This is a genomic window from Nocardioides sp. (genome assembly GCF_047607365.1).
Taxonomy (GTDB): Bacteria; Actinomycetota; Actinomycetes; order Propionibacteriales; family Nocardioidaceae; genus Nocardioides.
Genome location: NZ_JASGDD010000248.1, coordinates 1 through 25,936, shown reverse-complemented (window position 1 = coordinate 25,936; position 25,936 = coordinate 1). Strand labels below are relative to the sequence as shown.

The 25,936-nt window shown below is 70.4% G+C and carries 34 protein-coding genes; 4 read left to right on the top strand and 30 right to left on the bottom strand.

Annotated features, from left to right (window positions below):
• Positions 1-6: 6 nt before the first annotated feature.
• The gene (locus QM572_RS19480) at positions 7-3,957 is read right to left on the bottom strand and encodes a Pls/PosA family non-ribosomal peptide synthetase (protein WP_415095631.1); all 3,951 of its coding nucleotides are present in this window, start codon (positions 3,955-3,957) and stop codon (positions 7-9) included.
• A gap of 79 nt (positions 3,958-4,036) precedes the next feature.
• On the opposite strand from QM572_RS19480, the gene QM572_RS19475 reads away from it, so the two are divergent.
• Positions 4,037-5,398: a S1C family serine protease gene (locus QM572_RS19475; RefSeq protein ID WP_415095630.1), complete on the top strand. Its 1,362-nt coding sequence runs from the start codon at positions 4,037-4,039 to the stop codon at positions 5,396-5,398.
• 137 nt (positions 5,399-5,535) lie between these two features.
• Complete coding sequence (locus QM572_RS19470; protein WP_415095629.1) at positions 5,536-7,095, top strand: hypothetical protein; 1,560 nt, start codon at positions 5,536-5,538, stop codon at positions 7,093-7,095.
• Between the two features lie 91 nt (positions 7,096-7,186).
• Here the strand turns inward: QM572_RS19470 and QM572_RS19465 are convergent, their stop codons facing one another.
• A complete protein-coding gene (locus QM572_RS19465) occupies positions 7,187-7,792 on the bottom strand; it encodes a hypothetical protein (RefSeq protein ID WP_415095628.1) in 606 nt (201 codons plus the stop codon).
• Between the two features lie 96 nt (positions 7,793-7,888).
• Here QM572_RS19465 and QM572_RS19460 point away from each other — a divergent pair, with 96 nt between their 5' ends.
• Together QM572_RS19460 and QM572_RS19455 are read left to right on the top strand one after the other, a co-directional pair.
• Positions 7,889-9,220 carry a cytochrome P450 gene (locus QM572_RS19460; protein ID WP_415095627.1) on the top strand — a complete coding sequence of 444 codons (1,332 nt, stop codon included), beginning with the start codon at positions 7,889-7,891 and terminating at the stop codon, positions 9,218-9,220.
• A 172-nt stretch (positions 9,221-9,392) separates the two neighbouring features.
• Complete coding sequence (locus QM572_RS19455; RefSeq protein WP_415095626.1) at positions 9,393-9,608, top strand: hypothetical protein; 216 nt, start codon at positions 9,393-9,395, stop codon at positions 9,606-9,608.
• Between the two features lie 29 nt (positions 9,609-9,637).
• On the opposite strand, the gene QM572_RS19450 is transcribed toward QM572_RS19455, so the two are convergent.
• The 28 genes from QM572_RS19450 to rplP form a co-directional block, all read right to left on the bottom strand.
• The gene (locus QM572_RS19450) at positions 9,638-10,099 is read right to left on the bottom strand and encodes a hypothetical protein (RefSeq protein WP_415095625.1); all 462 of its coding nucleotides are present in this window, start codon (positions 10,097-10,099) and stop codon (positions 9,638-9,640) included.
• Between the two features lie 224 nt (positions 10,100-10,323).
• Complete coding sequence (locus QM572_RS19445) at positions 10,324-10,965, bottom strand: class I SAM-dependent methyltransferase (protein WP_415095624.1); 642 nt, start codon at positions 10,963-10,965, stop codon at positions 10,324-10,326.
• Positions 10,952-11,791 (bottom strand): tRNA pseudouridine(38-40) synthase TruA, encoded by an 840-nt coding sequence (gene truA, locus QM572_RS19440; RefSeq protein ID WP_415095623.1) that lies wholly within the window; start codon positions 11,789-11,791, stop codon positions 10,952-10,954. The genes QM572_RS19445 and truA overlap by 14 nt, the downstream gene beginning before the upstream one ends.
• A gap of 141 nt (positions 11,792-11,932) precedes the next feature.
• Positions 11,933-12,520: a 50S ribosomal protein L17 gene (gene rplQ, locus QM572_RS19435; protein ID WP_415095622.1), complete on the bottom strand. Its 588-nt coding sequence runs from the start codon at positions 12,518-12,520 to the stop codon at positions 11,933-11,935.
• 182 nt (positions 12,521-12,702) lie between these two features.
• Entirely contained in the window at positions 12,703-13,719 is a 1,017-nt protein-coding gene (locus tag QM572_RS19430) for a DNA-directed RNA polymerase subunit alpha (protein WP_415095621.1), read from the bottom strand.
• Positions 13,720-13,866: 147 nt separating this feature from the next.
• Complete coding sequence (rpsD, locus tag QM572_RS19425; protein ID WP_415095620.1) at positions 13,867-14,475, bottom strand: 30S ribosomal protein S4; 609 nt, start codon at positions 14,473-14,475, stop codon at positions 13,867-13,869.
• A gap of 30 nt (positions 14,476-14,505) precedes the next feature.
• On the bottom strand, positions 14,506-14,913 hold the full coding sequence (rpsK, locus tag QM572_RS19420) for a 30S ribosomal protein S11 (RefSeq protein ID WP_250051661.1): 408 nt from the start codon (positions 14,911-14,913) through the stop codon (positions 14,506-14,508).
• Positions 14,913-15,290, bottom strand: a complete 378-nt coding sequence (gene rpsM, locus QM572_RS19415; protein WP_415095619.1) for a 30S ribosomal protein S13 — start codon at positions 15,288-15,290, stop codon at positions 14,913-14,915. Before rpsM ends, rpsK begins: the two co-directional genes overlap by 1 nt.
• 151 nt (positions 15,291-15,441) lie before the next feature.
• A complete protein-coding gene (rpmJ, locus tag QM572_RS19410; protein WP_004008316.1) occupies positions 15,442-15,555 on the bottom strand; it encodes a 50S ribosomal protein L36 in 114 nt (37 codons plus the stop codon).
• A 58-nt stretch (positions 15,556-15,613) separates the two neighbouring features.
• Entirely contained in the window at positions 15,614-15,835 is a 222-nt protein-coding gene (infA, locus tag QM572_RS19405) for a translation initiation factor IF-1 (protein WP_011757309.1), read from the bottom strand.
• Positions 15,836-16,045: 210 nt separating this feature from the next.
• The gene (locus tag QM572_RS19400; protein WP_415095618.1) at positions 16,046-17,059 is read right to left on the bottom strand and encodes an LLM class flavin-dependent oxidoreductase; all 1,014 of its coding nucleotides are present in this window, start codon (positions 17,057-17,059) and stop codon (positions 16,046-16,048) included.
• A gap of 10 nt (positions 17,060-17,069) precedes the next feature.
• Positions 17,070-17,585 (bottom strand): 4'-phosphopantetheinyl transferase family protein, encoded by a 516-nt coding sequence (locus QM572_RS19395; protein WP_415095617.1) that lies wholly within the window; start codon positions 17,583-17,585, stop codon positions 17,070-17,072.
• 2 nt (positions 17,586-17,587) lie between these two features.
• Complete coding sequence (map, locus tag QM572_RS19390; RefSeq protein WP_415095616.1) at positions 17,588-18,415, bottom strand: type I methionyl aminopeptidase; 828 nt, start codon at positions 18,413-18,415, stop codon at positions 17,588-17,590.
• A 9-nt stretch (positions 18,416-18,424) separates the two neighbouring features.
• Complete coding sequence (locus QM572_RS19385; protein WP_415095615.1) at positions 18,425-19,000, bottom strand: adenylate kinase; 576 nt, start codon at positions 18,998-19,000, stop codon at positions 18,425-18,427.
• Positions 18,997-20,298, bottom strand: a complete 1,302-nt coding sequence (secY, locus tag QM572_RS19380; protein ID WP_415095614.1) for a preprotein translocase subunit SecY — start codon at positions 20,296-20,298, stop codon at positions 18,997-18,999. The genes QM572_RS19385 and secY overlap by 4 nt, the downstream gene beginning before the upstream one ends.
• A 181-nt stretch (positions 20,299-20,479) precedes the next feature.
• Complete coding sequence (gene rplO, locus QM572_RS19375; RefSeq protein WP_415095613.1) at positions 20,480-20,926, bottom strand: 50S ribosomal protein L15; 447 nt, start codon at positions 20,924-20,926, stop codon at positions 20,480-20,482.
• Between the two features lies 1 nt (position 20,927).
• Complete coding sequence (gene rpmD / locus QM572_RS19370; RefSeq protein WP_415095612.1) at positions 20,928-21,110, bottom strand: 50S ribosomal protein L30; 183 nt, start codon at positions 21,108-21,110, stop codon at positions 20,928-20,930.
• Entirely contained in the window at positions 21,110-21,757 is a 648-nt protein-coding gene (gene rpsE / locus QM572_RS19365) for a 30S ribosomal protein S5 (protein WP_415095611.1), read from the bottom strand. The genes rpmD and rpsE overlap by 1 nt, the downstream gene beginning before the upstream one ends.
• A 28-nt stretch (positions 21,758-21,785) precedes the next feature.
• Positions 21,786-22,169, bottom strand: a complete 384-nt coding sequence (gene rplR, locus QM572_RS19360) for a 50S ribosomal protein L18 (RefSeq protein ID WP_415095655.1) — start codon at positions 22,167-22,169, stop codon at positions 21,786-21,788.
• 2 nt (positions 22,170-22,171) lie between these two features.
• Complete coding sequence (gene rplF, locus QM572_RS19355) at positions 22,172-22,723, bottom strand: 50S ribosomal protein L6 (RefSeq protein WP_415095610.1); 552 nt, start codon at positions 22,721-22,723, stop codon at positions 22,172-22,174.
• A 19-nt stretch (positions 22,724-22,742) separates the two neighbouring features.
• Positions 22,743-23,150 carry a 30S ribosomal protein S8 gene (gene rpsH, locus QM572_RS19350; protein WP_415095609.1) on the bottom strand — a complete coding sequence of 136 codons (408 nt, stop codon included), beginning with the start codon at positions 23,148-23,150 and terminating at the stop codon, positions 22,743-22,745.
• A 78-nt stretch (positions 23,151-23,228) separates the two neighbouring features.
• Positions 23,229-23,414, bottom strand: a complete 186-nt coding sequence (locus QM572_RS19345) for a type Z 30S ribosomal protein S14 (RefSeq protein WP_008361020.1) — start codon at positions 23,412-23,414, stop codon at positions 23,229-23,231.
• A 1-nt stretch (position 23,415) separates the two neighbouring features.
• Entirely contained in the window at positions 23,416-23,991 is a 576-nt protein-coding gene (rplE, locus tag QM572_RS19340) for a 50S ribosomal protein L5 (RefSeq protein WP_415095608.1), read from the bottom strand.
• Positions 23,992-23,993: 2 nt separating this feature from the next.
• The gene (gene rplX / locus QM572_RS19335) at positions 23,994-24,356 is read right to left on the bottom strand and encodes a 50S ribosomal protein L24 (RefSeq protein WP_415095607.1); all 363 of its coding nucleotides are present in this window, start codon (positions 24,354-24,356) and stop codon (positions 23,994-23,996) included.
• Entirely contained in the window at positions 24,356-24,724 is a 369-nt protein-coding gene (gene rplN, locus QM572_RS19330) for a 50S ribosomal protein L14 (RefSeq protein ID WP_011757324.1), read from the bottom strand. The genes rplX and rplN overlap by 1 nt, the downstream gene beginning before the upstream one ends.
• Before the next feature lie 143 nt (positions 24,725-24,867).
• Positions 24,868-25,149 carry a 30S ribosomal protein S17 gene (gene rpsQ, locus QM572_RS19325; RefSeq protein ID WP_415095606.1) on the bottom strand — a complete coding sequence of 94 codons (282 nt, stop codon included), beginning with the start codon at positions 25,147-25,149 and terminating at the stop codon, positions 24,868-24,870.
• A 5-nt stretch (positions 25,150-25,154) separates the two neighbouring features.
• A complete protein-coding gene (gene rpmC, locus QM572_RS19320; RefSeq protein WP_415095605.1) occupies positions 25,155-25,394 on the bottom strand; it encodes a 50S ribosomal protein L29 in 240 nt (79 codons plus the stop codon).
• Positions 25,394-25,813: a 50S ribosomal protein L16 gene (rplP, locus tag QM572_RS19315; protein WP_415095604.1), complete on the bottom strand. Its 420-nt coding sequence runs from the start codon at positions 25,811-25,813 to the stop codon at positions 25,394-25,396. Before rplP ends, rpmC begins: the two co-directional genes overlap by 1 nt.
• Positions 25,814-25,936 lie beyond the last annotated feature (123 nt).

Sequence of the window (25,936 nt, the reverse complement as noted above, 5' to 3'; positions counted from 1 at the left end):
CCACGATCACTGGACCCAGGGCCCGATCGGGTTGCCGATCCAGGCGGTCTTGTCCGGCACCGACTCACCCCTCATCACCAGCGACACCGGCCCGACCGTCGCGTGCCGTCCCAGCGTGGCCGCCGGGAGGATCACACTATTCGGCCCCAGGGTGGCGCCGCGCTTCAGGGTCACGGTGTCCAGTGCGAGCAGCCGGTCGTGGAAGAGATGGGTCTGCACGACCGTGCCCGCATTGACGGTCGCGCCGTCCCCGAGATGCACGAGGTCGGTCTCGGGGAGCCAGTAGGAGTCGATCCACACGCCGGTGCCGACGTGGGCGCCCAGGGCGCGGAACCACGCCGAGATGAGCGGCGAGCCGGTGACGTGGTTGGCGAACCACGGCGCCGCGATCACCTCGACGAAGGTGTCGGCGAGCTCGTTGCGCCACACGAAGCTCGACCAGAGGGGGTGGCCGCCGGGCCGCAGCCGGCCGACGAGGAGCCACTTGGCCGCGACGGCGAGGGTCGCGCCGGCGAAGCCCGCGAGCCACAGCAGCGGCCCGGTCGCGACGAGCGCGACGACGACGTCGGTGCGCGACCACAGCTCCAGGAGCGTCAGGGCGACGACGCCATGGAGGACGATGCCGAGGCTGACCGGCACCAGCCGGCACAGCTCGATGAGGCCGCGGGCGACCCGGAGGCGGGCTGGTGGCTCGTAGGTGCGGTCGGTGTCCTGGGACTCGGCCGTACGCCGGAGCGGGGCCGGCGGCGAGCCGACGTAGCTCTCCCCCTTGGCGACCCGCTTGCGGTTCGGGGCGGCCGAGAGCACCGCGACCAGCGAGGCCTTCGGGACCTTGCGGCCGGGCGCGGCCATGCCGGAGTTGCCGACGAAGGCGCGCTTGCCGATCTTCACCCGCTCGATCCGAACCCAGCCGCCGCCGAGCTCGTAGCCGCCGATGAGCGTGTCGTCGGCCAGGAACGCGAGGTCGTTGACCTGGGTCAGGCTCGGGATCATGAGGACGGTGGACGCCTCGACGTCGCGCCCGATCCGTGCGCCGAGCAGCCGCAGCCACACCGGCGTCAGGCTGGACGCGTAGAGCGGGAAGAGCCAGGTGCGGGCCTCGTCCAGCACCCGCATCGTCGCCCACACGCCGACCCCGGCCGCGCTGCGGACCGGGTGCACGCCCGGCGCGAGGGCCAGGCTCGCGAGCCGTACGACGGCCAGGATCGTCGCCGCGAGCACGAGATAGCCGACGAGCACGCCGACCGGCGCCCACCACAGCAGCCGCCACGTGTCCGGGAGCGTCAGCGGGCGGCCCGCAAGGCCGATGACCGCCGCGGCTCCGGCGAGCACCGCCAGCGCGGGGAGGATCGCGATCCCGACGGCCGTGGCGGCGTAGACGCCGAGCCAGGCGGAGCTCCGGTGGACCCGGTCGCGCCAGGGGCCGCGGGCGTGGTCGGCGCCGCGCGTGGCCGGCGCACCGGACCAGAACTCGCCGGCGGGCACCTTCCCGAATACCGCCGAGCCGGCCTGGATCTCGGCGCCGTCGCCCACCCGCGCGCCCGGCGTGAGCATCGAGCGAGCGCCAACCCGCGCGCCGTCGCCGACCCTGATCCGCCCGATGTGGACGACGTTGCCGTCGATCCAGGTGCCCGACAGGTCGACCTCGGGCTCGATCGAGCAGCCCTTCCCCAGCGTCAGGAAGCCGGTGACCGGCGGCAGAGAGTGCAGGTCGACGTCGCGACCGACCGAGCAGCCCAGGAGCCGGGCGTACCACGTCATCAGCCAGGCGCCCGAGAGGCTGGTCGCGCCGAGCTCGTCGACCGCGTGCTGGGCGATCCACAGCCGCAGGTGGACCTTGCCGCCGCGCGGATAGTCGCCGGGGTCGACGCCGCGCAGGATCAGGCGGGCCGCTCCTGCCGCCAGCAGCATCCGGCCGGGCGGGGTGAGGAAGACGAGGATCGCCGCCACCAGCACCGGCCAGGGCAGCGTCGGCCACGGCGACAACACCCCCGGCAGGTAGTCCACGTAGCCGCGCGGCGCTGCGGTGGGCGAGTAGTCGTACTCGTCCACGTCCGTCCAGAGACGGTGCGCGACCGCGGAGGCCAGCGCCAGCCACGTGAGCCACCGCGGCGCGGCGAGACAGCGCAGCCCGATCGTCGCGGCGACCTGGGCGAGGCGGGTCTTGCGCGGCACGGCGGGCACCTCCCGGTCCAGCGCGGAGCCCTCGAGGCCGTCGAGCTGGTCGAGATACGCGGCCAGCGCGCCGATGGTCGGCTGCTCGTAGACGTCGCCGAGCGCCACCTCGGGGAACCGCTCCCGCAGCCGCCCCACCAGCTGGGCCGCCGCCAGCGAGCTGCCGCCGAGGTCGAAGAAGTCGTCGTCGGGCGAGGTCACCTCCGCCGCGAGGAGCTCCAGCCACAGCTCGGCCAGCCAGGCCTGTGTGCCCTCGAGGCCCGAGTCCCCGCCGGCCCGCGGGAGCGGCCACGGCAGCGCCTCCCGGTCGACCTTGCCGCTGGTGCGGGTCGGGATGTCGGCGACCACCGCGAGCCGCGGCACCAGCGCGGCGGGCAGCTCCTCGCGGAGCCGGGCGATCGCCGCCGACTGGTCGAAGGAGTCGTCGACGGCGACATAGCCGACGAGCAGCTGGTTCCCCGCCGCCGTACGCCGGACGGCGGCGGCCGCACCCAGCACACCGGGCAGGTGAAGGAGCGCGTTGTCGACCTCGCCCAGCTCGATCCGCCGGCCGCCGAGCTTCACCTGGTCGTCGGCCCGGCCGCCGAAGAGCAGCCCGGCCGGGTCGTTGACGACGAGGTCACCGGACCGATAGGCGCGGTCCCAGCCGAGCGCCGGCATCGGCGCGTACTTCTCCGCGTCCTTCTCCGGGTCGAGGTAGCGGGCCAGGCCGACGCCGCCGATGATCAGCTCGCCCTGCTCCCCCACCCCGACCGGCTCGCCGGTCGCGGGGTCGACGACGGCGAGATCCCAGCCGTCGAGCGGCAGCCCGATCCGCACCGGCAGACCCTGCTCGATCTCCTGGCGAGTGACGAGAGCGCCGCAGGCGACGACCGTGGCCTCGGTGGGGCCGTAGGTGTTCCAGACCTCGCGATCCGGTGCCTGGAGTCGCAGCGCCAGCTCGGGCGGCATCGCCTCGCCGCCGGTGATCAGCAGGCGCACGGCGTCGAGCGACGACGGCGGCCACAGCGCGGCCAGCGTGGGGACGGTCGAGACGATCGTGATCCGGTTGGCGACCAGCCAGGGGCCGACGTCGACGCCGCTCCGGACCAGCGCGCGCGGCGCCGGGACCAGGCAGGCGCCGTACCGCCACGCCAGCCAGATCTCCTCGCAGCTGGCGTCGAAGGCGACGCTGAGCCCCGCCATCACCCGGTCGCCGACGCCGATCGGCGCCTCCTGCAGGAACATCCGGGCCTCGGCGTCGACGAACGCGGCGGCGTTCCAGTGCGTGACCGCGACGCCCTTCGGCGTGCCCGTCGACCCGGAGGTGAAGATGACCCAGGCGTCGTCCTCCGGCGACGGCGCCCACTCCTCCACCGCGGCGTCGCCGGGCCGCGCCCCGGACCCACCCCCACGTACGTCGATGGCCAGCTCGTTGCCGATGACGGCCGCGACCCGCGCCTCCCCGAAGACCAGCCGCGCCCGCTCGTCCGGGTCGTCGGCGTCGACCGGGACGTAGGCGGCGCCGGCCACGAGCGTGCCGAGGATCGCGACGTAGAGGTCGAGGGTCCCCGAGTTGATCCGCACGCCCACCTTGTCGCCGGCGCCGATGCCCAGCGCGGCGAGCTCGGCCGCCAGCCCGTCGGCGGCCTCCTCGAGCTCGGCGTAGGTGAGCACGCCGGTGCCGGCGTCGAGCGCCGGCTCGTCGGGCGCCTGCGCGGCGGTCTCGCGGAAGATGTCGACCAGCGTCCGCGGTGGCGGGGCGAGGGCGGAGCGCAGCAGCGGATCGGTCGCGTCAGGCACCCGCCACAGCATGCCGAATCAAGGTAAACAGCAGGTGCCTTTCAGCATCCTCCCAGGATCGGGGGGCAAGGTGAGGGACGTGAGCGAGAACGACCCGACCGTCCCCCTGAGCTACCCGGGACCGTCCGGACCGCCGCCGGCCGGCCCGACTCGCAAGCCCCGCCGCAAGCGGCGCGTCGGCGTCGCCGCCGGCGTCACCGCAGCGGCCCTCGTCGTCGGAGGCGGAGCGGGGTACGGCGGCGCCGCGCTCTTCAACCGCACCCACGACGACGACGCCGGCGGTCTCTTCTCCGGCGCCACGACCTCCACGAAGGGCTCCACCACCGTCGCCCCCTCGGGCAGCGTCCAGGAGGTCGCCCAGAACGTGCTGCCGAGCGTGGTGAAGATCGAGGTCGCCGGGTCGAGCGAGTCCGGCTCGGGCTCGGGCATCATCCTCACCGCCGACGGCGAGATCCTCACCAACAACCACGTGGTCGAGGTCGCGGGCACCAGCGGCAAGATCCGCGTCGACTTCAACGACGGCAGCTCCGCCGACGCCACCATCGTCGGCACCGACTCGCTCACCGACATCGCGGTGGTCAAGGTGGACAAGACCGGCCTCAAGCCGGCCACGATCGGCTCCTCCAACGCCCTGGCCGTCGGTCAGTCCGTGGTCGCGATCGGGTCGCCCTTCGGCCTCGACTCCACGGTGACGTCCGGCATCGTCAGCGCGCTCAACCGGGCCGTCAACGTCGGCACCGACGAGTCCGGCAACGCCACCGTCTACCCCGCCATCCAGACCGACGCCGCCATCAACCCCGGCAACTCCGGCGGCGCCCTGGTCAACATGGACGGCCAGGTCGTCGGCATCAACGCCTCGATCCAGACCGCCTCGAGCAGCAGCTCGACCAGCGACGAGTCCGGCTCGATCGGCCTCGGCTTCGCCATCCCGATCGACGAGGTCAAGCCGATCATCGAGCAGATCGTCAAGGGCGAGACGCCGACCCACGCGCGCCTGGGCATCACCGTCTGCGACGTCAGCACGAGCGGCTGCACCTCCAGCAACAGCCAGGGGAACGGCGACCAGGACGGCAACGGCGGCAGTGGCGGCAACGGCGGCGGGTTCGACCCGTTCGGCCAGAACCAGTTCCCCGAGGGAGGCTCGGGCGGCTCCAGCGGCGACGGCTCCGGCGAGAGCGGCCAGGAGGTCTCCCCCTTCAGCAGCCCCGGCGCGCAGATCGGCGAGGTCTCCTCGGGCTCGGCCGCCGAGAAGGCCGGCCTGAAGAAGGACGACGTGATCACGAAGGTGGACGACACCCAGATCTTCGGCAGCGACTCCCTCGTCGCGACCGTCCGCGCCTACCGCCCCGGGGACAAGGTCACCCTCACCTACACCCGCGACGACAAGGAGGCGACGGTCACGCTGACCCTCGACTCCGACGCCAGCTCGACGAAGAGCTAGCCCCAGAGCCAACTGTCCCTCTCCTTGGTGAAAGAGGTGTGAGGCCCGGCAGCCCACCCATCCCGTGCATCGGGCTGCCGGGCCTCACTCATCGGCGGCGGAACATCACCTTTGTCGAGCGACTTCGTTGAGAATGCGTGTTGCGCGTTCTCGCCGCGGTCGCGGCCGTCCTCATCCTGACCACGACGACCGCCACGGCCGGAGAGACGCCCGCGCCGAACCCGTGGACCGGGCCCGACGGCACCTCCTCGATGCACGGTGACTCCGCCGCGTCCGACACCACGCCCTACGCCGGCCCCGGAGCGGACGCCCGAGCGGGCCGCGCGATCACCCTGCCCGCGGTCTGCCCCACGATCCTGGCCGGCGCCGACGGCCTGATCCAGGCACTGTGCACCGAGTACGCCGACCAGACCCCGAGCCTCTACCTGATCGACCCGGCGACGCTCCTCCCCGTCGCCCGCGAGCACCTCACGTCGGGCTCGCTGCTCGGCGGGGTCTACGCCTACGTCGACCACGAGGACCGTCTCGTCACCGCCGACGGCACCGGCGCGATCCTCTGGCTCGGCCACACCCGGGACGACCTCGGCACCTGGCGGATCGAGACCTCCCGCACCGTCCCCGTCGCGCTTCCCGACGGCGACGCCATCACCAGCGTCGCGCCCGGGTACGACGGCACCGTCTGGTTCGCCACCGGAGCCGGCCGGGCCGGGTTCGTCGCGCTCGACGACACGGTGCACTACGCCACGCTGGGCGCCGGCGACGAGACGGTCGCCAACTCGATCGCCACGTCCCCCACCGGCGTCGCGGTGACGACCGACCATGCGACGTATCTCCTCCGCCGCAGCGGCGACGCCGTGAGGATGGTCTGGCGGCAGGCCTACGACCGGGGCTCGGCGCGCAAGCCGGGCCAGCTGTCGTGGGGCAGCGGGTCGACGCCGACGTTCTTCGGCCCGCACACCGGCGGCGACTACGTCGTCATCACCGACAACGCCCGGCCGCAGGAGAACCTCCTCGTCTACCGCGCCGACACTGGCCGCCAGGTCTGCTCGCTGCCGGCCTTCGACGCCGACAACTCCGGCACCGAGAACTCCCCGCTCGCCTTCGGCTCCTCCATCTACCTCGCCAGCACCTACGGCTACCCCTACCCCTCGCAGGCGACGGCCGACGCCGGCACGGCCGATCCGGAGTCGGCGGACTTCGTCGGCGGGTTCCAGCGCTTCGACCTCCACGAGCGGACGACCACGAGGACGACGTACGTCAGGGAGACGAGGCTCAACCACCGCAAGCGGCTCCGCCTCCAGCGCGCCCTGGCGCACGCACGGCGCGTCCATGCGCCACGCCACCGCATCCGCGTGCTGAGGAAGCGGATCGCCCACCTGCGCTCCCTCTACGGCCCCCATACGACGTCCACGACCGAGACGACGTGCACCTCGGCGTGGAAGAACCGCATCTCCTCGGCGGCGGTGCCGCGGCTGTCGCGCGCCGAGGGGGTTATCTACACCGTGGAGCGGGGCACGAGCGGGCTGACCTGGAGCCTGGACCGGATCTCCCCGGCCACCGGCGAGGTGCTGTCGTCGACCTCGCTCGGGATCGGCCCGCAGTCCGACACCCTCCAGATGGTCGGCACCATCCTCCCGGACGGCACCCTCCTCCAGGGCACCATCACCGGCCTGGTGGCGGTGCGGCCGGCGAGCTGATCGCCCCGCCGTCGATCCCCGGTCCGGGCTCGGAACGTGGTGGGAACGCCCTGGCCGTCGCGCAGTAGGTCGGGGCCCTCCCACCACGTTCTCAGAGGGCGAGGACGAACTCGCGGCCGTTCGGGCGGAAGCCGAGCCGGCGGTAGTAGTCCACGCCACGCGGGGTCATCACGTGGTTGAAGCCGAGATCGCGGAGGAAGTCGCTGCGCTGCCAGAGGAACTCGCCGGGCGTCAGGTCGCGGTAGCGCGGCACGACGTAGTCGAGGACGACGCGCGCGATGTCGCCGTCGGCGCGGATGAGGACCACGCCGACGATCTCGGTGCCCTTGAGGATCACGAAGGCGTGGTCGGCCGAGCGTGCCGCAGCCGCGTCGACGCCCGGAGCGAACGACGCGATCTCGCGCGCCTGGACCGTCATGATCCGCTGCAGATAGGGGTCCTCGCCGTCGACCCGCAGCACCTCGAAGGCGTCCGTCCGGTGCCGGTCGCGGAGGAGCCGCGCCACGAACACGAGGTTGATGACGGCGAGCAGGCCGTTGAGCGCCACCATCGGCCAGATGTGGAGGGCCAGCTGATACCCGAACAGGACCAGCGTCCCGACCGTGTTCACCAGCCGGAACCGGAGGACCTGCGTCTGGAGCAACGAGAGCACCAGCACGCCGCTCCCGACCCAGCCGACGATCTCCAGCGCACCCACCGGACCATGGTGACACCCGGGCCGAGCACCGGCCGAATCCCGGCCGCAGGGTGGGCCCTGAGCGGGTTTCGGCGCCCGATCGGTCACACTAGGCTCATGCGTGTCGACTCTGGACTGCCGCTCGGCCTGACCGCGGCCGTACGCCGGCTCGCCCTCCGCTGGGCGATGCGGAAGTCCTCCACGGGCTTCCCCGACATCACCACGCTGCGGAAGGTGCCGGAGCACCTGACCTACCCGCTGCGGCGCGACGCGGTCGACCCGGTCCCCCAGCTCGCCGAGCAGCGGGCGATCGACCCGGTCCACCGCATCGGCGACATCCTCGGCATCAAGATCTGGCTCGTCTCCGGCCATGAGGAGTCCAAGGTCGTGCTGGCCGACAAGACGTCGTACTCCAACGACATCCGGCACCTCCTCGGCAACCGCAGGCACGACAGCGCCGAGGGCGTCGGCGGGCTGGGCTTCACCGACCCGCCGGACCACAGCCGGCTGCGCGGGGTGCTGACGCCGGAGTTCACGATGCGCCGGCTGCGCCGGCTCGAGGAGGGCATCGGGAGCATCGTCGAGTCCTCGCTCGACGACATGGAGGCCGTCGCGGCCGCGGGCGACGGCACCGTCGACCTGGTCGACCGCTTCGGCTTCCAGATCCCGTTCCGCGTCATCTGCGACCTGCTCGGCATGCCCGAGGAGGTCCGCGACGAGTTCCACGACCTCGGCATCGCGCGCTTCGACATCAGCGACGGCGGGCAGGGCGTCTTCGGCGCCGCGACCGAGACCCGCACCTTCCTCATCGACACCGTCCGCGCCCAGCGCGCGGAGCCCGGCGACGGGATGATCGGCGAGATCATCCGCACCCATGGCGACGAGTTCGACGACGTCGAGCTCGGCGGCCTCGCCGACGGCGTCTTCCTCGGCGGCTACGAGACGTCCGCGGCGATGCTGTCGATGGGCGCGTACGTGCTCATCCAGAACCCCGAGGCCTACCGGCTCCTGCGGGAGGGCACGCCCGCCGACGTCGACGCGATCGTGAGCGAGCTGCTGCGCTATCTCTGCCCCGTGCAGATCGCGTTCCCCCGCTTCGCCCGCGAGACCCACGAGCTCTTCGGCCACACCGTCAGCAAGGGCGACGTCGTCATCGTGTCGCTCGCCGGCGCCAACCGCGACCCGCGGGTGATGCCCCATCCCGAGCGGTTCGACCTGCGCAACGCCGAGACCATGCACTTCGCCTTCGGCCACGGCATGCACCGCTGCGTCGGCGCCGAGCTCGCCCGGATGGAGTTGCGCGCCGCCCTCACCGGCCTCGCCCGCCGCTTCCCGGACCTCGCGATGGCGACCGACGACCTCGACGAGCTCGGCTTCCGCAACCTCTCGATCGTCTACGGGCTCGACCGCCTCCCCGTCCGCCTCCACGCCGCCCCGGTCACCGTCTGAGCGCTCGGACCACGCCCCCGTGGGATCCGAACGGGGGTCCACAGCGGCGGCCCTGCACGGACACCACCCAGGTGGGGATCGGGCACGCCCACCGGCACATACGACAGCAAGAACACCACCTCGGTGGGGTTCTTGCTTGCCGCCGGCGCCGAGTGGCGAGCATGCTCTTCGCATGGCACTGGGCGGACCGACCTGCAGGCGGTGTCGTCGACGCAAGGCGACCCGCACGAACATCATGGGCGAGCCGGTGTGCTCCAGCTGTGCCACGGCGGTGACGGGCGCCGCGGCCGGCATGCTCTCCGGCGGCGGCTCCGTGACGTCGGCGGTGTCCGGCCGCGGCGCGCTGACCTGGATCCGCAGGGCCCTCAAGGTCGACCGCTCCGGCTGAGCTGCCAGCCCTTTCCGTCCGTCTCCGACCTACGCTCCAAGCTCGGCTGCCATACCGGTCAGCGTGAAGGCGAGCGGCAGGCAGCAGAGCACGGCGACCACACCGAGCACCAGCCGCCCACGCCGACCGACGACCCGCGTCAGGCTCACAGCGAGGAACGGGGCGAGAGGGATGACGACGAAGGCAGCACCCTGCATCGGCTCGACGTAGAGAGCCGGTGCCTCCACCGCCGAGACGATGCCCATCGCGACGAGGGGAGCCAGCGGGCCGAGACGACACGCGATGTGCGCGACGAATCCGACCGCGAACAGCACCGCGACGGCGACGACGACTCCGAGGAGGTCGTTCGCAAGCGTCGTATCGTCTCCCCCACTCGCCCGCTCCGACATGGCCGACCACGCCGTGATCGACCAGAGCGCGGCGGCGACGGCGCCAAGCCACGCGACGTACGAGCGACCGACGAGAGCCCCCAGGGTCTGCCCGACCTCCATGACCGGATGCTATGCCTGCTGTCCCGGTGGACTCCACCGTCGCCGGATCGGTGTCCGAGACGGTCGATCAGGCTCGGTCCGGTTGTTCCGGCCGGCGAGCCATCTGCGGCGCGGTCCGACCATCGGCGTCCTGGACGCCCTCCGGCGGGGCGGCGTCGTGGTCACGGGGACCACGCGGCCGCCACCCTCATATGGGTCGGCATCATCGCGACGTCAGCGGTCTCTCAACCCTGCGCGCGCCGGACCTCGAGCACCCGGAAGCCTTTCGCGGAGCCGATCCGGGTCGTCGGGAGGCCCTGCTCCCCGAGCCAGCGCTGGAGGGAGTCGGCGCCGAGGTTCTTCCCCACGACCATGACGGCGCGCCCCTCCGGAGTCAGGCGCGGGAGCCACCGGAGCAGCAGCTCGTGCAGCGCCGGCTTGCCGATCCGGATCGGCGGGTTGGACCAGATCTCGTCCCACTCCCCCGCCGCCGCGGCCGCGTCCGGGAGCACGGCTCGATAGTTCGCGAGCCCGAGAGCGTGGGCGTTCTCAGTGGCCAGCAGCAGCGCCCGCTCGTTGACGTCCACCCCGACCACCTCGACGTCGGGCAGCAGGCGCGCGATGGCCAGCCCGATCGCGCCGTAGCCGCAGCCCACGTCGAGCACCCTCGCGCCGGCGGCGAGCGACGGCGGCTCGGCCTCCTTGAAGAGCACCGACGTCCCGATGTCGAGCCGTCCCTTGGCGAAGACGCCCGAGCCGCTGACGAGCGACAGCGACTCACCCCACACCTCGGCGAGCACCGGGATCCGCTCGAACGGAACGGACGGGTCGGCGGTGAAGTAGTGCTCCTCCGCCGCCGTGTCCTCGGGCCGCTCAGTCGAGCTCATCGGCCTGCCTCCGGTTCCTCGTCACCAGCAGCCGCGCCTCGAGCTCGGCGTCGGGCGGGTAGCCGACCTCCTCGAGCGTCAGACCTCGCGGCGACGCGAGATGGATCGCGCTCGACCGCGCCTGCGCGGCGAGCTGCTCCTTGGCCCAGCTCAGGGACCGCCTGCCCTCGCCGATCGCGATCAGGCATCCGACCAGACTGCGGACCATGGAGTGGCAGAAGGCATCGGCGACCACGGTCGCCGTCGCCGTGCCGTCCGGCTCGCGCTCCCACCGCAGCTCGCGCAGGTCGCGGATCGCGGTCGAGCCCTCGCGCGCCTTGCAGAACGTGGTGAAGTCACGCAGCCCGGTCAGGTCGGCCGCGGCCGCGTTCATCACGTCGAGGTCGAGCGGGCGCTGCCAGTGCAGCACCTCGTGGCGCCGCAGCGGGTCGTAGCACGCCGTCGCGTCGGCGACGCGGTACTGGTAGCGCCGCCAGATCGCCGAGAACCTCGCGTCGAAGTACGCCGGCGCCTCGCTGCTCCGGCGCACCCGGACGTCCGCGGGCAGGATTCCGTTGAGCCGCCGGGTGAGCGCGTCGACCGGCGACTCCGGCGAGCGCCCGGCGGACGCCACCAGGACCTCGGGGTCGACGTCGAGGTGGCAGACCTGGCCGCGCGCGTGGACACCGGTGTCGGTGCGCCCGGCGACGGTGACCCAGGCCTCCTCGACCCGGAGCGCCCGGGCGAGCGCCGCCTGAAGCTCCCCCTGCACGGTACGCAGCCCCGGCTGGAGAGCCCACCCGTGGAAGTCGGTGCCGTCGTAGGCGAAGTCGATCCGGATCCGCACCGGCCCAGTTTCCCAGATCGACAGGGACGTTTCGGCCACGGCACCGCTCGACGAGGGCCGGACCGTCCCGGGCGGGCCGGAGACGCGAACGGCGCCCGTCACCGATCGGTGACGGGCGCCTGACGCGGGGTGCGCGGAGGCTCAGGCCTCCTTGTCGCCCTCGGCGTCCTCGGACTCCTCGGCGATCACGACGGCCTCGTCGGCGAGCGCCGCAGCCTCGGCGCCGTCGACGGCCTCGAGCTCAGCGGCGTCGTCGGCGGCCTCGGCCGCCTCCTCGACGGACTCGGCCGGAGTCTCCTCGGCCACCGGAGCGGCAGGCGTCTCGGCCTTCTTCTCCGTGCTGGCCTTGGTGGCGGCGGGCTTCGGGGCGTAGGCCTCGGTCACCAGCTCGATGACCGCCATGGGGGCGTTGTCGCCCTTGCGCGGACCGATCTTGGTGATCCGGGTGTAGCCGCCGGGACGCTCGGCGAACGTCGGCGCGATCTCGGTGAAGAGGACGTGCACGACGGACTTGTCGCGGATGGTCTTGAGGACCTCGCGGCGGTTGTGGATGTCGCCCTTCTTCGCCTTGGTGATCAGCTTCTCGGCGAGCGGGCGCAGGGTGCGGGCCTTGGCCTCGGTCGTCGTGATGCGACCGTGCTCGAACAGCGCCGTGGCGAGGTTCGAGAGGATCAGCTTCTGGTGCGCGGGCGAGCCGCCGAGGCGGGCGCCCTTCTTGGGAGTAGGCATTGCTCTCTCAATTCTCCCCGGCCGTGTCAGGTACCGGAGTAGATGGTGTCAGTCTTCTGTGCTGCGACACCGACGTGGCGCCGGTGCGTGCATCGCAAGGCGGAGGCCCGAAGGCGGCCGTCGAGCGAAGCGGGCCGTCGAGGGCCGACAACGCAGCGAGGTGCGTGCCGGCGCCGCGTCGGTCAGTACTGCTCGTCCTCGACGAAGGCGTCATCGTCATCGTCGCCGTAGGCGGCGAGGGCGGCGGTCGGGTCGAAGCCGGGAGCGCTGTCCTTGAGCGACAGGCCCATCTCGTGCAGCTTCAGCTTGACCTCGTCGATCGACTTGGCGCCGAAGTTGCGGATGTCGAGGAGGTCCTGCTCCGAGCGGCCGATGAGCTCACCCACGGTGTGGATGCCCTCGCGCTTGAGGCAGTTGTAGGACCGGACGGTGAGGTTGAGGTCCTCGACCGGCAGGGCCAGGTCGGCGGCGAGCTGCTCGTCGACCGGGCTCGGCCCGATGTCGATGCCCTCGGCCTCGACGTTGAGCTCGCGGGCGAGGCCGAAGAGCTCGACGAGCGTCTTGCCGGCGGAGGCGAGCGCGTCACGCGGCGCGATCGACTGCTTGGTCTCGACGTCGATGACGAGCTTGTCGAAGTCGGTGCGCTGCTCGACACGGGTCGCCTCGACCTTGTAGCTGACCTTGAGCACGGGGCTGTAGATCGAGTCGACCGGGATCCGGCCGATCTCGTTGTCGGCGCCCTTGTTCTGGACGGCGGAGACGTAGCCACGGCCACGCTCGACGACCAGCTCCAGCTCGATCTTGCCCTTGTCCGACAGGGTCGCGATCTTGAGGTCGGGGTTGTGCACCTCGACACCGGCCGGCGGCGCGATGTCGGCGGCGGTGACGTCGCCGGCGCCCGACTTGCGGAGGTACATGGTGACCGGCTCGTCGTGCTCGGAGGAGACGACGAGGCCCTTGAGGTTGAGGATGATCTCGGTGACATCCTCCTTGACGCCCTCGATGGTCGAGAACTCGTGGAGGACGCTGTCGATCTTGATGCTCGTGACCGAGGCACCGGGGATCGAGGAGAGGAGCGTACGACGGAGGCTGTTGCCCAGGGTGTAGCCGAAGCCCGGCTCGAGGGGCTCGATGACGAACCGCGAGCGGAACTCGTCGACGGTCTCTTCCGACAGGGTGGGACGCTGTGCGATAAGCACTTCTGGATTCCTTCCCGGACCTACCCGCTATTTGACAGGCCCGAACTAACTAACGTGGCGACGACGTACCGACTCTTCCGCGCTCCGCGCGGAAGTGGGTCCGTCGGCGCCCCACCTGAGCGGGGCGCCGACGGGATGCTGCGTGGATCAGAGCTTCGAGTAGTACTCGACGATGAGCTGCTCCTGGACCGGGATGTCGATCTGGGCCCGGGTCGGGAGCTGGTGCACGAGGACGCGCATGCGGTTCGGGAAGGCCTCGAGCCACGCCGGCACGACGCGCTCGCCGTGGGTCTCGCGAGCCACGATGAACGGGGTCATGCCCCAGCTCTTCTCGCGGACGTCGATGACGTCGTGCGCGGAGACCTGGTAGGACGGGATGTTGACCTTCTTGCCGTTCACCAGGAAGTGGCCGTGGTTGACCAGCTGGCGGGCGTGACGGCGGGTCCGGGCGAAGCCGGCGCGGTAGACGACGTTGTCCAGGCGGCCCTCGAGCAGCTGGAGCAGGTTGTCACCGGTCTTGCCGGCACGGCGGTGCGCCTCGGCGTAGTAGTTGGCGAACTGCTTCTCCAGAACGCCGTAGGTGAAGCGGGCCTTCTGCTTCTCCTGGAGCTGCGAGCGGTACTCGCTCTCCTTGATGCGGGCACGGCCGTGCTGGCCGGGAGGGTAGGGACGCTTCTCGAACGCAGCGTCGCCACCGACGAGGTCCACGCCGAGACGGCGGGACTTGCGGGTCATGGGGCCGGTGTAACGGGCCATCTCTTCAGTCTCTCTTTCGTCTCAGTGGGATCAAACGCGGCGGCGCTTGGGCGGGCGGCAGCCGTTGTGCGGCGTGGGCGTGACGTCCTGGATGGTGCCGACCTCGAGGCCGATCGCACCCAGGGAGCGGATCGCCGTCTCGCGGCCCGAGCCCGGGCCCTTCACGAAGACGTCGATCTTCTTCATGCCGTGCTCCATCGCACGACGACCAGCGGCCTCGGCGGCCATCTGAGCGGCGAAGGGGGTGGACTTGCGCGAGCCCTTGAAGCCGACGGTGCCGGCGCTGGCCCACGAGATCACGGCACCGGTGGGGTCCGTGATCGTGACGATGGTGTTGTTGAACGTGCTCTTGATGTGGGCCTCGCCCTGGGCGACGTTCTTCTTCTCCTTGCGGCGGATCTTGGTCTTCGCCGCAGCCTGACGACTCTTGGGGGGCATTACTTGGCCTTCTTCTTTCCGGCAACGGTGCGCTTCGGGCCCTTGCGGGTGCGAGCGTTGGTCTTGGTGCGCTGACCGCGGACCGGGAGGCCCATGCGGTGGCGGCGGCCCTGGTAGGAGCCGATCTCGATCTTGCGGCGGATGTCGCCCTGGACCTCGCGACGGAGGTCACCCTCGATCGTCAGGTTGCGGGACTCGATCTCCTTCGCCAGCGCGACGAGCTCGTCCTCCGACAGGGCGTGGACGCGGGTGTCGGGGTTGACGCCCGTCGCGGCCAAGAGCTGCTGGGAGGTGGTACGGCCGATGCCGTAGATGTAGGTGAGAGCGATCTCCACGCGCTTCTCGCGCGGGAGATCCACACCAACGAGGCGTGCCATGTGGATTCCTTAGTGCTACGTCAGAGGTGTCGTTCGAGCTGCGTCTCGGGTGGCGCCCGGGCTCCGGCCTCTGAACCGGAGGTGCTTCGCCGTCGTCGTGATGAGCGGACGGCTAGCAGCTCGATGCTGGGTATTCAGTTGTGCTGCGGGCTCAGCCCTGGCGCTGCTTGTGGCGCGGGTTCTCGCAGATCACCATGACGCGGCCGTGGCGACGGATCACCTTGCACTTGTCACAGATCGGCTTGACGCTCGGGTTGACCTTCATATCGGCCTACCTTCTTTCTCTCGCGGCTCTGTACTGATGAGCGAGATCGCAAGCGATCTCACTTGTACCGGTAGACGATGCGACCGCGGGTCAGGTCGTAGGGAGACAGCTCCACCACCACGCGGTCCTCGGGGAGGATCCGGATGTAGTGCTGGCGCATCTTGCCGCTGATATGGGCGAGAACCTTGTGCCCGTTGCTCAGCTCCACTCGGAACATCGCGTTGGGAAGGGCCTCCACGACGGTGCCCTCGATCTCGATCACGCCTTCTTTCTTCGGCATGTCCTCACTAACTGCTCGGTTGCTGATCTACCGTTTCCTGCATCGGCCCGGGAACCTCCCCGCCCGAAGGGCGAGGTGGACCTCGTGAAGCCCGGCCACCACACCGGATCCCCACGCACCGACGAGCGGAGCGCGGCTAGCCGCAAGGCATGGCAGCACAGACCCACGTTGGGCCGACACGCCAGTCTAGGACCGGCCTGGGACGATCCCCTAATCCACGCGGTGGTGCGCCAGGAGGCTCAGCGCGAGCTCGCGACCGGGTGCGGTGCGGGCGTCGGAGCCGGCGTACGCGCCGCCGACGGGGTTGATCATGACCTCGTCCACGCCGAACTCCGCGGCCAGTGCCTCCACCCTCTTCGCGGCGCCGGAGGCGTCGTCGATGATCCAGCTCCGGCGCATCGCGTCGAGCAGCCCCGCCTGGCCCTCGGCGATCGGCGTCGCGAGCGCGTCGTCGACGAGCTGCTGCGCCGTGAGGGGCGCCCCGGTCCGCAGCCGGAGCATCGTCAGGAGCTGCGGCAGGGCGAGCCGCTCGGCCTCGTCGGCCGTCTCCGCGACGGCCGCGTTGACGGTGAGGAAGGTCCGCGGCTCCGGGTGGTCGGGGCTCGGCACGTAGGTGCGGCGGTAGAGGTCGAGCGCCTCGGCCGTGCCCTGCCCCGCGAAGTGGTGGGCGAAGACGTACGGCAGGCCCTTCTGGGCGGCCAGCGCGGCGGCGTACTGGCTGGAGCCGAGGAGCCACAGCTCGGGAGCCGAGCCGGCGGCGGGGGTCGCACGCAGCTCGTGGCGACGGCCGGCGACCGCGACCGAGGCGCCCTCCGGCGCCATCATCGCCTCGAGGTCGTCGAGGATCTCCGGGAAGCGGTTGACCGTGTCGTCGGCGTCGGCGGGGCCGCCGTGGCGCAGGGCCCACGCCGTGACGGGGTCGGTCCCGGGGGCGCGCCCGACGCCGAGGTCGATCCGGCCCGGGAAGGCCGCCTCGAGCAGCGCGAACTGCTCGGCGACGACGAGCGGGGCGTGGTTGGGCAGCATCATCCCGCCGGAGCCGACCCGGATCCGCTCCGTGGCGCCGGCGACGAGGCCGATCAGGACCGGCGGGTTGGTCGCCGCGACGGCGGGCATGTTGTGGTGCTCGGCCAGCCAGTAGCGGTGGTAGCCCAGCTCGTCGGCCAGCCTCGCCAGCCGGATCGACGCCGCGACCGCGTCGGCAGAGGTCTGGTCGGAGCGCACCGGGACGAGATCAAGGACGGACAGCCGCACCTAGGGCGAACGCCGTCCCGTCGCCCGATGTTCCCGCCCACTCCTCGAGCCCGCGGGTGTCGAGCCCGTCGGCCTCGACGACGGAGGTCGCCTGCCCGGCCTTGAACCGCGCCTCCTTCCTCGCCCACACGCGTACGCCGGCGGCGACCCGATCCGGCTGGGCGGCGAGCCATGCCTGCTCGGCGTCGGAGAGGAAGCGCCGGAGCACGGAGTCGCCGAGCGGCCTGACCTCCTCGACGTCGATCCCGCAGCGCCCGCCCGCCGCCATCGCCGCGATCCAGCCGCGGGTGTGGCTGAGGCTGACGTGGACCTCGAGCCGGCCGGCGACGAGCGGCACGCCGTGCTCGTCGGAGTCGCAGTCGGGACAACGGTGGGTCAGCGCCAGATCGCGCGCCGCGACGCCCAGCCACTCGGCCGCCGCCTCGAGCACGAGCGCGTGGGCAGCGGCGCGGGCGTCGGCATCGGTCACGGCGAACCGGACGACCGGCGCGCGCATGGTCAGTCCTCGCCGCCGTACGAGACGGCGAGGCGGGAGCGGCCGCCGTCGAGGGCGGTCAGCACCCAGACGCCGTCCTCGGTCAGGGCGAAAGTGTGCTCGAAGTGCGCGGCCCAGGAGCCGTCGTCGGTCTTGACCGTCCAGTCGTCGTCGAGCTCGTGGGTCTGCTTGGTGCCGAGCGTGACCATCGGCTCGCAGCAGAGCGCGATCCCGCGCTGGAGCCGCGGGCCGCGGCCGGGACGTCCGTAGTTGGGCACGTCGGGGTCCATGTGCATCTCGGTGCCGATCCCGTGGCCGAAGTAGTCCTCGAGGATGCCGTAGCGCGCGCCACCCGGCTGAGCGCGGACGAAGGACTCGACCGCGTGGCCGATGTCCGAGACCCGGCCGCCGATCCGGGCGGCGGCGATCCCGGCCCACATCGACTCCTCGGTCACCCGCATCAGCTCGGTGACCTCCTCGGCGACCGCGCCGACGGGCAGGCTGATCGCGGCGTCGCCGTGCCAGCCGCGGCCCGCGTCGTCCGGCACGATGGCGCCGCAGTCGAGGGAGATGACGTCGCCCTCGACGAGCGGGGTGTCGTCGGGGATGCCGTGGACCACGGCGTCGTTGACCGACGCGCAGATGCTCGCCGGGAAGCCGTGGTAGCCGAGGAAGGACGGCGTGGCGCCCTGCGCCCGGATCGTCGACTCCGCGAGCGCGTCGAGCTCCCGCGGCGTCACACCCGGCCGGACGGCGGCGCGCAGCACCTCCAGCGTCTCGCCGACGACCAGGCCGGCACGCCGCATCGCGCGGAGCTGCTCCGGCGTCTTGACCTGCAGCCGCCCGAACACGAGGAGGTCCTAGCTCTCGTCGAGGGGCCCGAGTGCGTCGAGGATCCGCTGCGTCACCTCGGTGACCTCACCGAGGCCGTCGACCTCGACGAGGATGCCGCGGCCCTTGTAGACCTCGAGGAGCGGCTCGGTCTGCTCGAGGTAGACCTCCTGCCGGCGACGGATGACGTCCTCGGTGTCGTCCGCGCGGCCCTCGATCTGGGCCCGCTGGAGGAGTCGCGCGACGACCTCGTCCTTGTCGACCACGAGGCTGAGCACGGCGTCGAGCTGGTGACCGGTGAACTTGATCATCCCGTCGAGCTCCTCGACCTGCGCCAGCGTGCGCGGGTAGCCGTCGAGGAGGAAGCCGCCGACGGCGTCGGGCTCGTCGATCCGGTTGCGCACCATGCGGTTGGTGACGTCGTCCGGGACGTACTCCCCCGCGTCCATGTAGCGCTTCGCCTCGACCCCGAGCGGGGTGCCGGCGGAGACGTTGGCGCGGAAGATGTCGCCGGTCGAGATCGCCGGGATCCCGAAGTGCTCGGCGATGAACCTCGCCTGGGTGCCCTTGCCCGCTCCGGGGGGGCCCATGATGATCAGCCTCAACGCAGGAATCCTTCGTAGTTGCGCTGCTGCAGCTGGCTCTCGATCTGCTTCACCGTGTCCAGCGCGACGCCCACCATGATGAGGATCGAGGTGCCGCCGAACGGGAAGTTGCTGTTGGCGTTGATCAGCGCGAGCGCGATCAGCGGGATCAGCGCGATGAGACCGAGGTAGAGCGAGCCCGGCAGCGTGATGCGGGACAGGACATAGGACAGGTAGTCCTCGGTCGGCTTGCCCGCGCGGATACCGGGAATGAAGCCGCCGTACTTCTTCATGTTGTCCGCCACTTCCTTCGGGTTGAAGGTGATGGAGACGTAGAAGTAGGTGAAGAAGACGATGAGCAGGAAGAACGCCGCCATGTAGAGGGGGTGATCGCCCTTGACGAAGTAGGTGTTGATCCAGTCGACCCACTTGGCGTCGCTGTTCTGGTTGAACTGCGCCGCCATGGCGGGGAGGTAGAGCAGGGAGGAGGCGAAGATGACGGGGATGACGCCCGCCTGGTTGACCTTGAGCGGGATGTAGGTCGAGGAGCCGCCGAACATCTTGCTGCCGACCATGCGGCGCGCGTACTGCACCGGGATCCGGCGCTGGGCCTGCTCGATGAAGATGACGGCGGCGACGAGCGCGAGCCCGATGGCGAGTACGCCGGCGAACGTGTACCAGCCGTGCTCCTGCTTCACCGCCCACATCGTCGACGGGAAGGTCGCGATGACCTGGGTGAAGATGAGGATCGACATGCCGTTGCCGACGCCGCGCTCGGTGATGAGCTCTCCGAGCCACATGATGACGGCCGTGCCGGCGGTCATGGTGACGACCATGACGAGGAAGGTGCTCGTGCTGTTGCTGTAGAGCAGGTCCTTGTCGCAGGTGAGCAGGTTGCCCGAGCGGGCGAGGGCGACGATGCCGGTCGCCTGGAGCAGCGCGAGGCCGAGCGTGAGGTAGCGGGTGTACTGCGTGATCTTGGTCTGGCCCGACTGGCCCTCGTTCTTGAGGCGCTCGAGCCGCGGGATCACGACGACGAGCAGCTGCAGGATGATGCTCGCGGTGATGTAGGGCATGATCCCGAGCGCGAAGACCGTCAGCTGGAGCAGCGCGCCACCGGAGAAGAGGTTGACCAGGTTGTAGAGGCCGGCGCCCGACCCCTCCTTGGTGAGGTTGATGCAGTCCTCGACGTTGCCCACGTTGACACCGGGGGCAGGGAGCTGGGAGCCCGCCCGGAAGATCACGATGATCACCAGGACGAACAGCAACTTGCGACGCAGATCCGGAGTCCGGAAGGCGTTCGCGAACGCGCCAAGCACGTGAGGGTCCTCTTCTCGACAATCGGCAAAGCAGGGCCCCGCCACGCGCGGCAGTCGTGGGCCCGGGGCAGCCTAACAGGGGTGGGAACAGTCAAACGCGGTCAGGGTGTCCCGTGCGGCGACCGGCGACTGCCGGTCGCCGAACGGGCCCTGACCGCGTCTGACGATGAGGCTATTTCCCTCAGGCGATGGTGACCGTGCCGCCGGCGGCCTCGATCTTCTCCTTGGCGGAGGACGAGGCGGCGTCGACGGTCAGGGCGACCTTGACCGAGATCTCGCCGCTGCCGAGCACCTTGACGGGCTCGTTCTTGCGGACCAGGCCCTTGGCCACGAGATCGGCCACGGTGACGTCGCCGCCCTCGGGGAAGGCCTCGTTGATCTTGTCGAGGTTGACGACCTGGAAGGTCACCTTGAAGGGGTTCTTGAAGCCCTTGAGCTTGGGCAGACGCATGTGGATCGGCATCTGGCCACCCTCGAAGGCGACGGGAACCTGGTAGCGGGCCTTGGTGCCCTTGGTGCCACGGCCCGCGGTCTTGCCCTTGGAGCCCTCACCACGACCCACGCGGGTCTTGGCGGTCTTGGCTCCGGGCGCGGGACGCAGGTGGTGCAGCTTGAGCGGTGCAGTCATGTCAGTCGACCTCCTCGACCGTCACGAGGTGACGGACGGTGTTGACCATGCCACGGATCTCCGGGCGGTCCTCCTTGACGACCACGTCGCCGATGCGCTTCAGACCCAGGCTGCGAAGCGTGTCGCGCTGGTTCTGCTTGAGGCCGACGAGGCCCTTGTTCTGGCGAACCTTGAGCTGAGCCATCAGGCGGAGACCTCCTCGGCGGCCGGGGCGGCGGCGGCCTCAGCGGCAGCCTCCTCCTTGGCCTTGAGGAGCGCGGCCGGGACGACCTGCTCGACGGGCAGGCCGCGGCGCGAGGCGACCGCCTCCGGCTGCTCGAGCAGCTTGAGCGCCTCGACCGTCGCGTGGACGATGTTGATCTGGTTGGACGAGCCGAGCGACTTGCTCAGCACGTCGTGGATGCCGGCGCACTCGAGCACGGCGCGCACCGGGCCACCGGCGATGACACCGGTACCGGGAGCGGCCGGGCGGAGCAGGACGACGCCGGCGGCCTTCTCACCCTGGACCGGGTGAGGGATGGTGCCGCCGATGCGCGGGACGCGGAAGAAGTGCTTCTTCGCCTCCTCGACGCCCTTGGCGATCGCCGCGGGCACCTCCTTGGCCTTGCCGTAGCCCACGCCGACCAGACCCTCGCCGTCGCCGACGATCACGAGGGCGGTGAAGCTGAAGCGACGACCACCCTTCACGACCTTGGCGACACGGTTGATCGCGACGACGCGCTCGATGTACTGGCTCTTCTCGGCCTGGCCGCCGCGACGATCGTCGCGACCACGGCCGCGACCGTCGCGCTGGCCACGCTGGCCGTCGCGCTGGGGAGCGGTTGCGCTCATCAGATAATCCTCTGTCTCTCGTCGCTCGTCAGAACTGCAGGCCGCCCTCGCGGGCGCCATCAGCCAGGGCCGCAACGCGACCGGTGTACTTGTTGCCCGCGCGGTCGAAGACAACGCCGTCGATGCCGGCAGCCTTCGCCCGCTCGGCGACGAGCTGACCGACGACCTTGGCCTTCGCGGTCTTGTCGCCCTCGTTCGCGCGCAGGTCGGCCTCGAGGGTCGACGCGGACGCCAGGGTCTTGCCGACGAGATCGTCGACGACCTGGGCCGTGATGTGCTTGGCCGATCGGGTGACGACCAGGCGCGGACGCTCGGCGGTGCCGTTGATCCTCTTGCGGCCACGGACCTGGCGCTTGAGGCGCGACTTGACCCGACCGGCGGTGTGCTTGTTGTTGGACAGCGAGATGGCCATCGTCACTTACCAGCCTTTCCGACCTTGCGGCGGACGTTCTCGCCGGCGTAGCGAACACCCTTGCCCTTGTAGGGCTCGGGCTTGCGCAGCTTGCGGATGTTGGCCGCGACCTCGCCCACCTGCTGCTTGTCGATGCCGACGACGCCGAGCTTGGTCGGGCCGTCGGTGGTGAAGGTGATGCCCTCGGGGGCGTCGAAGATGATCGGGTGGCTGTAGCCGAGCTGGAACTCGAGCTGCGTCGGGCCCTTGGGCAGGACGCGGTAGCCGACGCCGACGATCTCGAGCTTCTTCTCGTAGCCCTCGGTCACGCCGATCACCATGTTGTTGATCAGGGTGCGCGAGAGACCGTGAAGGGCCTTCGAGAGGCGCTCGTCGTCGGGACGCTTGACGTCGAGAACGGCGCTGCCGCCCTCGTCGTTGCGCTCGACCGTGATGGGCTCGGCCACGACGTGGGTCAGGGTGCCCTTGGGGCCCTTGACGGTCACGGTCTGGCCGTCGATCTGCACGTCCACGCCGCCCGGGACCGGAACGGGGAGCTTGCCAATACGCGACATGTTCTCTTCTCCTAACCCGTTACCAGACGTAGGCGAGGACTTCGCCGCCCACGCCCTTCTGGTTGGCCTGGCGGTCGGTGAGCAGACCCTGGCTGGTCGAGATGATCGCGACGCCGAGACCGCCGAGCACCTTGGGGAGGCCGGTGTGCTTGGCGTAGACGCGCAGGCCGGGCTTGCTGATGCGGCGTACGCCGGCGAGCGAGCGCTCCCGGTTGCGGCCGTACTTGAGCGTGAGCGTGAGGGTCTTGCCGACCTCACCCTCGGAGGGGTCCTTCACCTCGAACGAGGCGATGTAGCCCTCCTGCTTGAGGATCTCGGCGACGCCCTGCTTGATCTTGCTGTGCGGCATCGACACCGAGTCGTGGTACGCCTGGTTGGCGTTGCGCAGACGCGTGAGCATGTCTGCGATCGGGTCAGTCATCGTCATGTTTGTGTGTACTTTCTCGAAGTGGTTTCGCACGCCTCGCTGGACGGGCGACCTGCTTTGACTAGTTGGTGGTGCGGGTCACCAGCTGGACTTGGTCACGCCGGGGAGCTCGCCACGGTGGGCCATCTCACGCAGGCAGATACGGCACAGGCCGAACTTCCGGAAGACGGCCTTCGGGCGGCCACACCGCTGGCAGCGGGTGTAGGCGCGGACGGCGTACTTCGGCTTGCGCGCGGCCTTGACCTTGAGCGCGGTCTTCGCCATGTCAGTTCTCCTTGAAGGGGAAGCCGAGCGCCTTGAGGAGCGCACGACCCTGCTCGTCGTTGGTGGCCGTGGTCACCAGCGTGATGTCCATACCGCGCGGGCGGTCGATCTTGTCCTGGTCGATCTCGTGGAACATGACCTGCTCGGTGAGACCGAAGGTGTAGTTGCCGTTGCCGTCGAACTGCTTGCCGTTGAGACCGCGGAAGTCCCTGATCCGGGGCAGCGCGAGCGACAGCAGGCGGTCGAGGAACTCCCACATGCGGTCACCGCGGAGGGTGACGTGGGCGCCGATCGGCATGCCCTCGCGGAGCTTGAACTGCGCGATGGACTTGCGGGCCTTATTGACGAGCGGCTTCTGGCCGGTGATCGCGGTGAGGTCCTTGATGGCGCCCTCGATCAGCTTGGAGTCGCGAGCGGCCTCGCCGACGCCCATGTTGACCACGATCTTGGTGAGACCGGGGATCTGCATGACGTTCGCGATGCCGAACTGCTCCTGCAGGGCCGGCGCGATCTCGCTGCGGTAGCGCGCCTTGAGGCGCGGCTGGGTGGCGACGCTTTCAGTGGATGCGGTGGTCATGATCAGATCTCCTTGCCGCTCGCGCGCGAGATGCGGACACTGCGCTCGGCGGAGTAGGTCGAGCCGTCGGGGCGGCGCTTGGTGACGGCGTCGCGGCGGAAGCCGATGCGGACCGGCTTGCCGTCCTCGAGGAGCTGCACGTTCGAGACGTGGATCGGCGCCTCGGCGGCGACGATGCCACCGGGGGTCTGCTGACCCGCGGCGTTCTGGCCGGCCTTGAGGTGGCGCTTGATGATGTTGACGCCCTCGACGACCAGGCGGTCCTCGTCGCGCAGGACGCGGATGACCTTGCCGGTCGCACCCTTGTCCTTGCCCGCGATGACCTTGACCTCGTCACCGGTCTTGATGTTGAAGGACTTGCTCATCACAGCACCTCCGGGGCGAGCGAGATGATCTTCATGAACTTCTTCTCGCGCAGCTCGCGACCCACCGGGCCGAAGATGCGGGTGCCGCGGGGCTCGCCGTCGTTCTTGAGGATGACGGCGGCGTTCTCGTCGAACCGGATGTAGGAGCCGTCGGGACGACGACGCTCCTTGACGGTGCGCACGACGACGGCCTTGACGACGTCACCCTTCTTGACGTTGCCGCCCGGGATCGCGTCCTTGACAGTGGCGACGATGACGTCGCCGATGCCGGCGTAGCGACGACCAGAGCCACCGAGAACGCGGATGCAGAGGATCTCCTTGGCACCCGTGTTGTCGGCGACCTTGAGTCGCGACTCCTGCTGAATCATTGAATCTCCTTGTCGAGCCGGTTCTCACGCGCATCCAGGGCGCGGGAGCCTTGCCGAACTCAGTGGTTTTTGTGTCTCACGAACGAGTGCCGGGAACGATCAAGTGTCCCCGGCGCTCGCATGTTTCGCCAAAACGGCGGTGCTTACTTCGCCTTCTCGAGGATCTCGACGAGGCGCCAGCGCTTGGTGGCCGACAGCGGGCGGGTCTCCATGACCAGCACGCGGTCGCCGATCCCGGCGGTGTTCTCCTCGTCGTGAGCCTTGAGCTTGCTCGTGCGGCGCAGGACCTTGCCGTAGAGCGCGTGCTTCACGCGGTCCTCGACCTCGACCACGATGGTCTTCTGCATCTTGTCGCTGACGACGAGGCCCTCGCGCACCTTGCGGCTGTTGCGCTCCTCGGCGGTGTTCTCAGTCTGCTCGCTCATCGCGGTCAGGCCTCCTTGCTCTCGGCGCCCGGCGCCGTACGGATCCCGAGCTCACGCTCGCGGACGACCGTGTAGATGCGGGCGATGTCCTTCTTGACCGTGCGGAGACGACCGTGACTCTCCAGCTGGCCGGTGGCCGCCTGGAAGCGGAGGTTGAACAGCTCCTCCTTGGACTCACGGAGCTTGGTCTCCAGGTCGACGTCGTTGAGCTCGTCGAGCTCGATCGCGGTGATCTGGTCTGCCATCAGAACTCACCACCCTCTCGCGTGATGAAGCGGGCCTTCAGGGGGAGCTTGTGGATCGCGCGGCGCATCGCCTCGCGGGCCACGTCCTCCGGCACGCCGGAGAGCTCGAACAGGACACGGCCGGGCTTGACGTTGGCGACCCACCACTCGGGGGAGCCCTTGCCGGAGCCCATGCGGGTCTCGGCCGGCTTCTTGGTGAGCGGGCGGTCCGGGAAGATGTTGATCCAGACCTTGCCGCCACGCTTGATGTGACGCGTCATGGCGATACGAGCGGACTCGATCTGACGGTTGGTGACGTAGGCGGGCTCGAGGGCCTGGATGCCGTAGTCACCGAACGCGAGCGAGGTGCCGCCCTTGGCCGCGCCACTGCGGTCGGGGTGGTGCTGCTTGCGGTGCTTGAGCCGACGGGGCATCAGCATGGTGTCAGCCCTCCTGGGTCTCGACGACGGTGGCCTCGGCGGCGACCGGGGCCTCCAGCGGAGCCTCGGCGGCCGGGGCCTCGGTGCGGGCGCCGCGCGAGCCGCGGCTCGGACGCTCGCCAC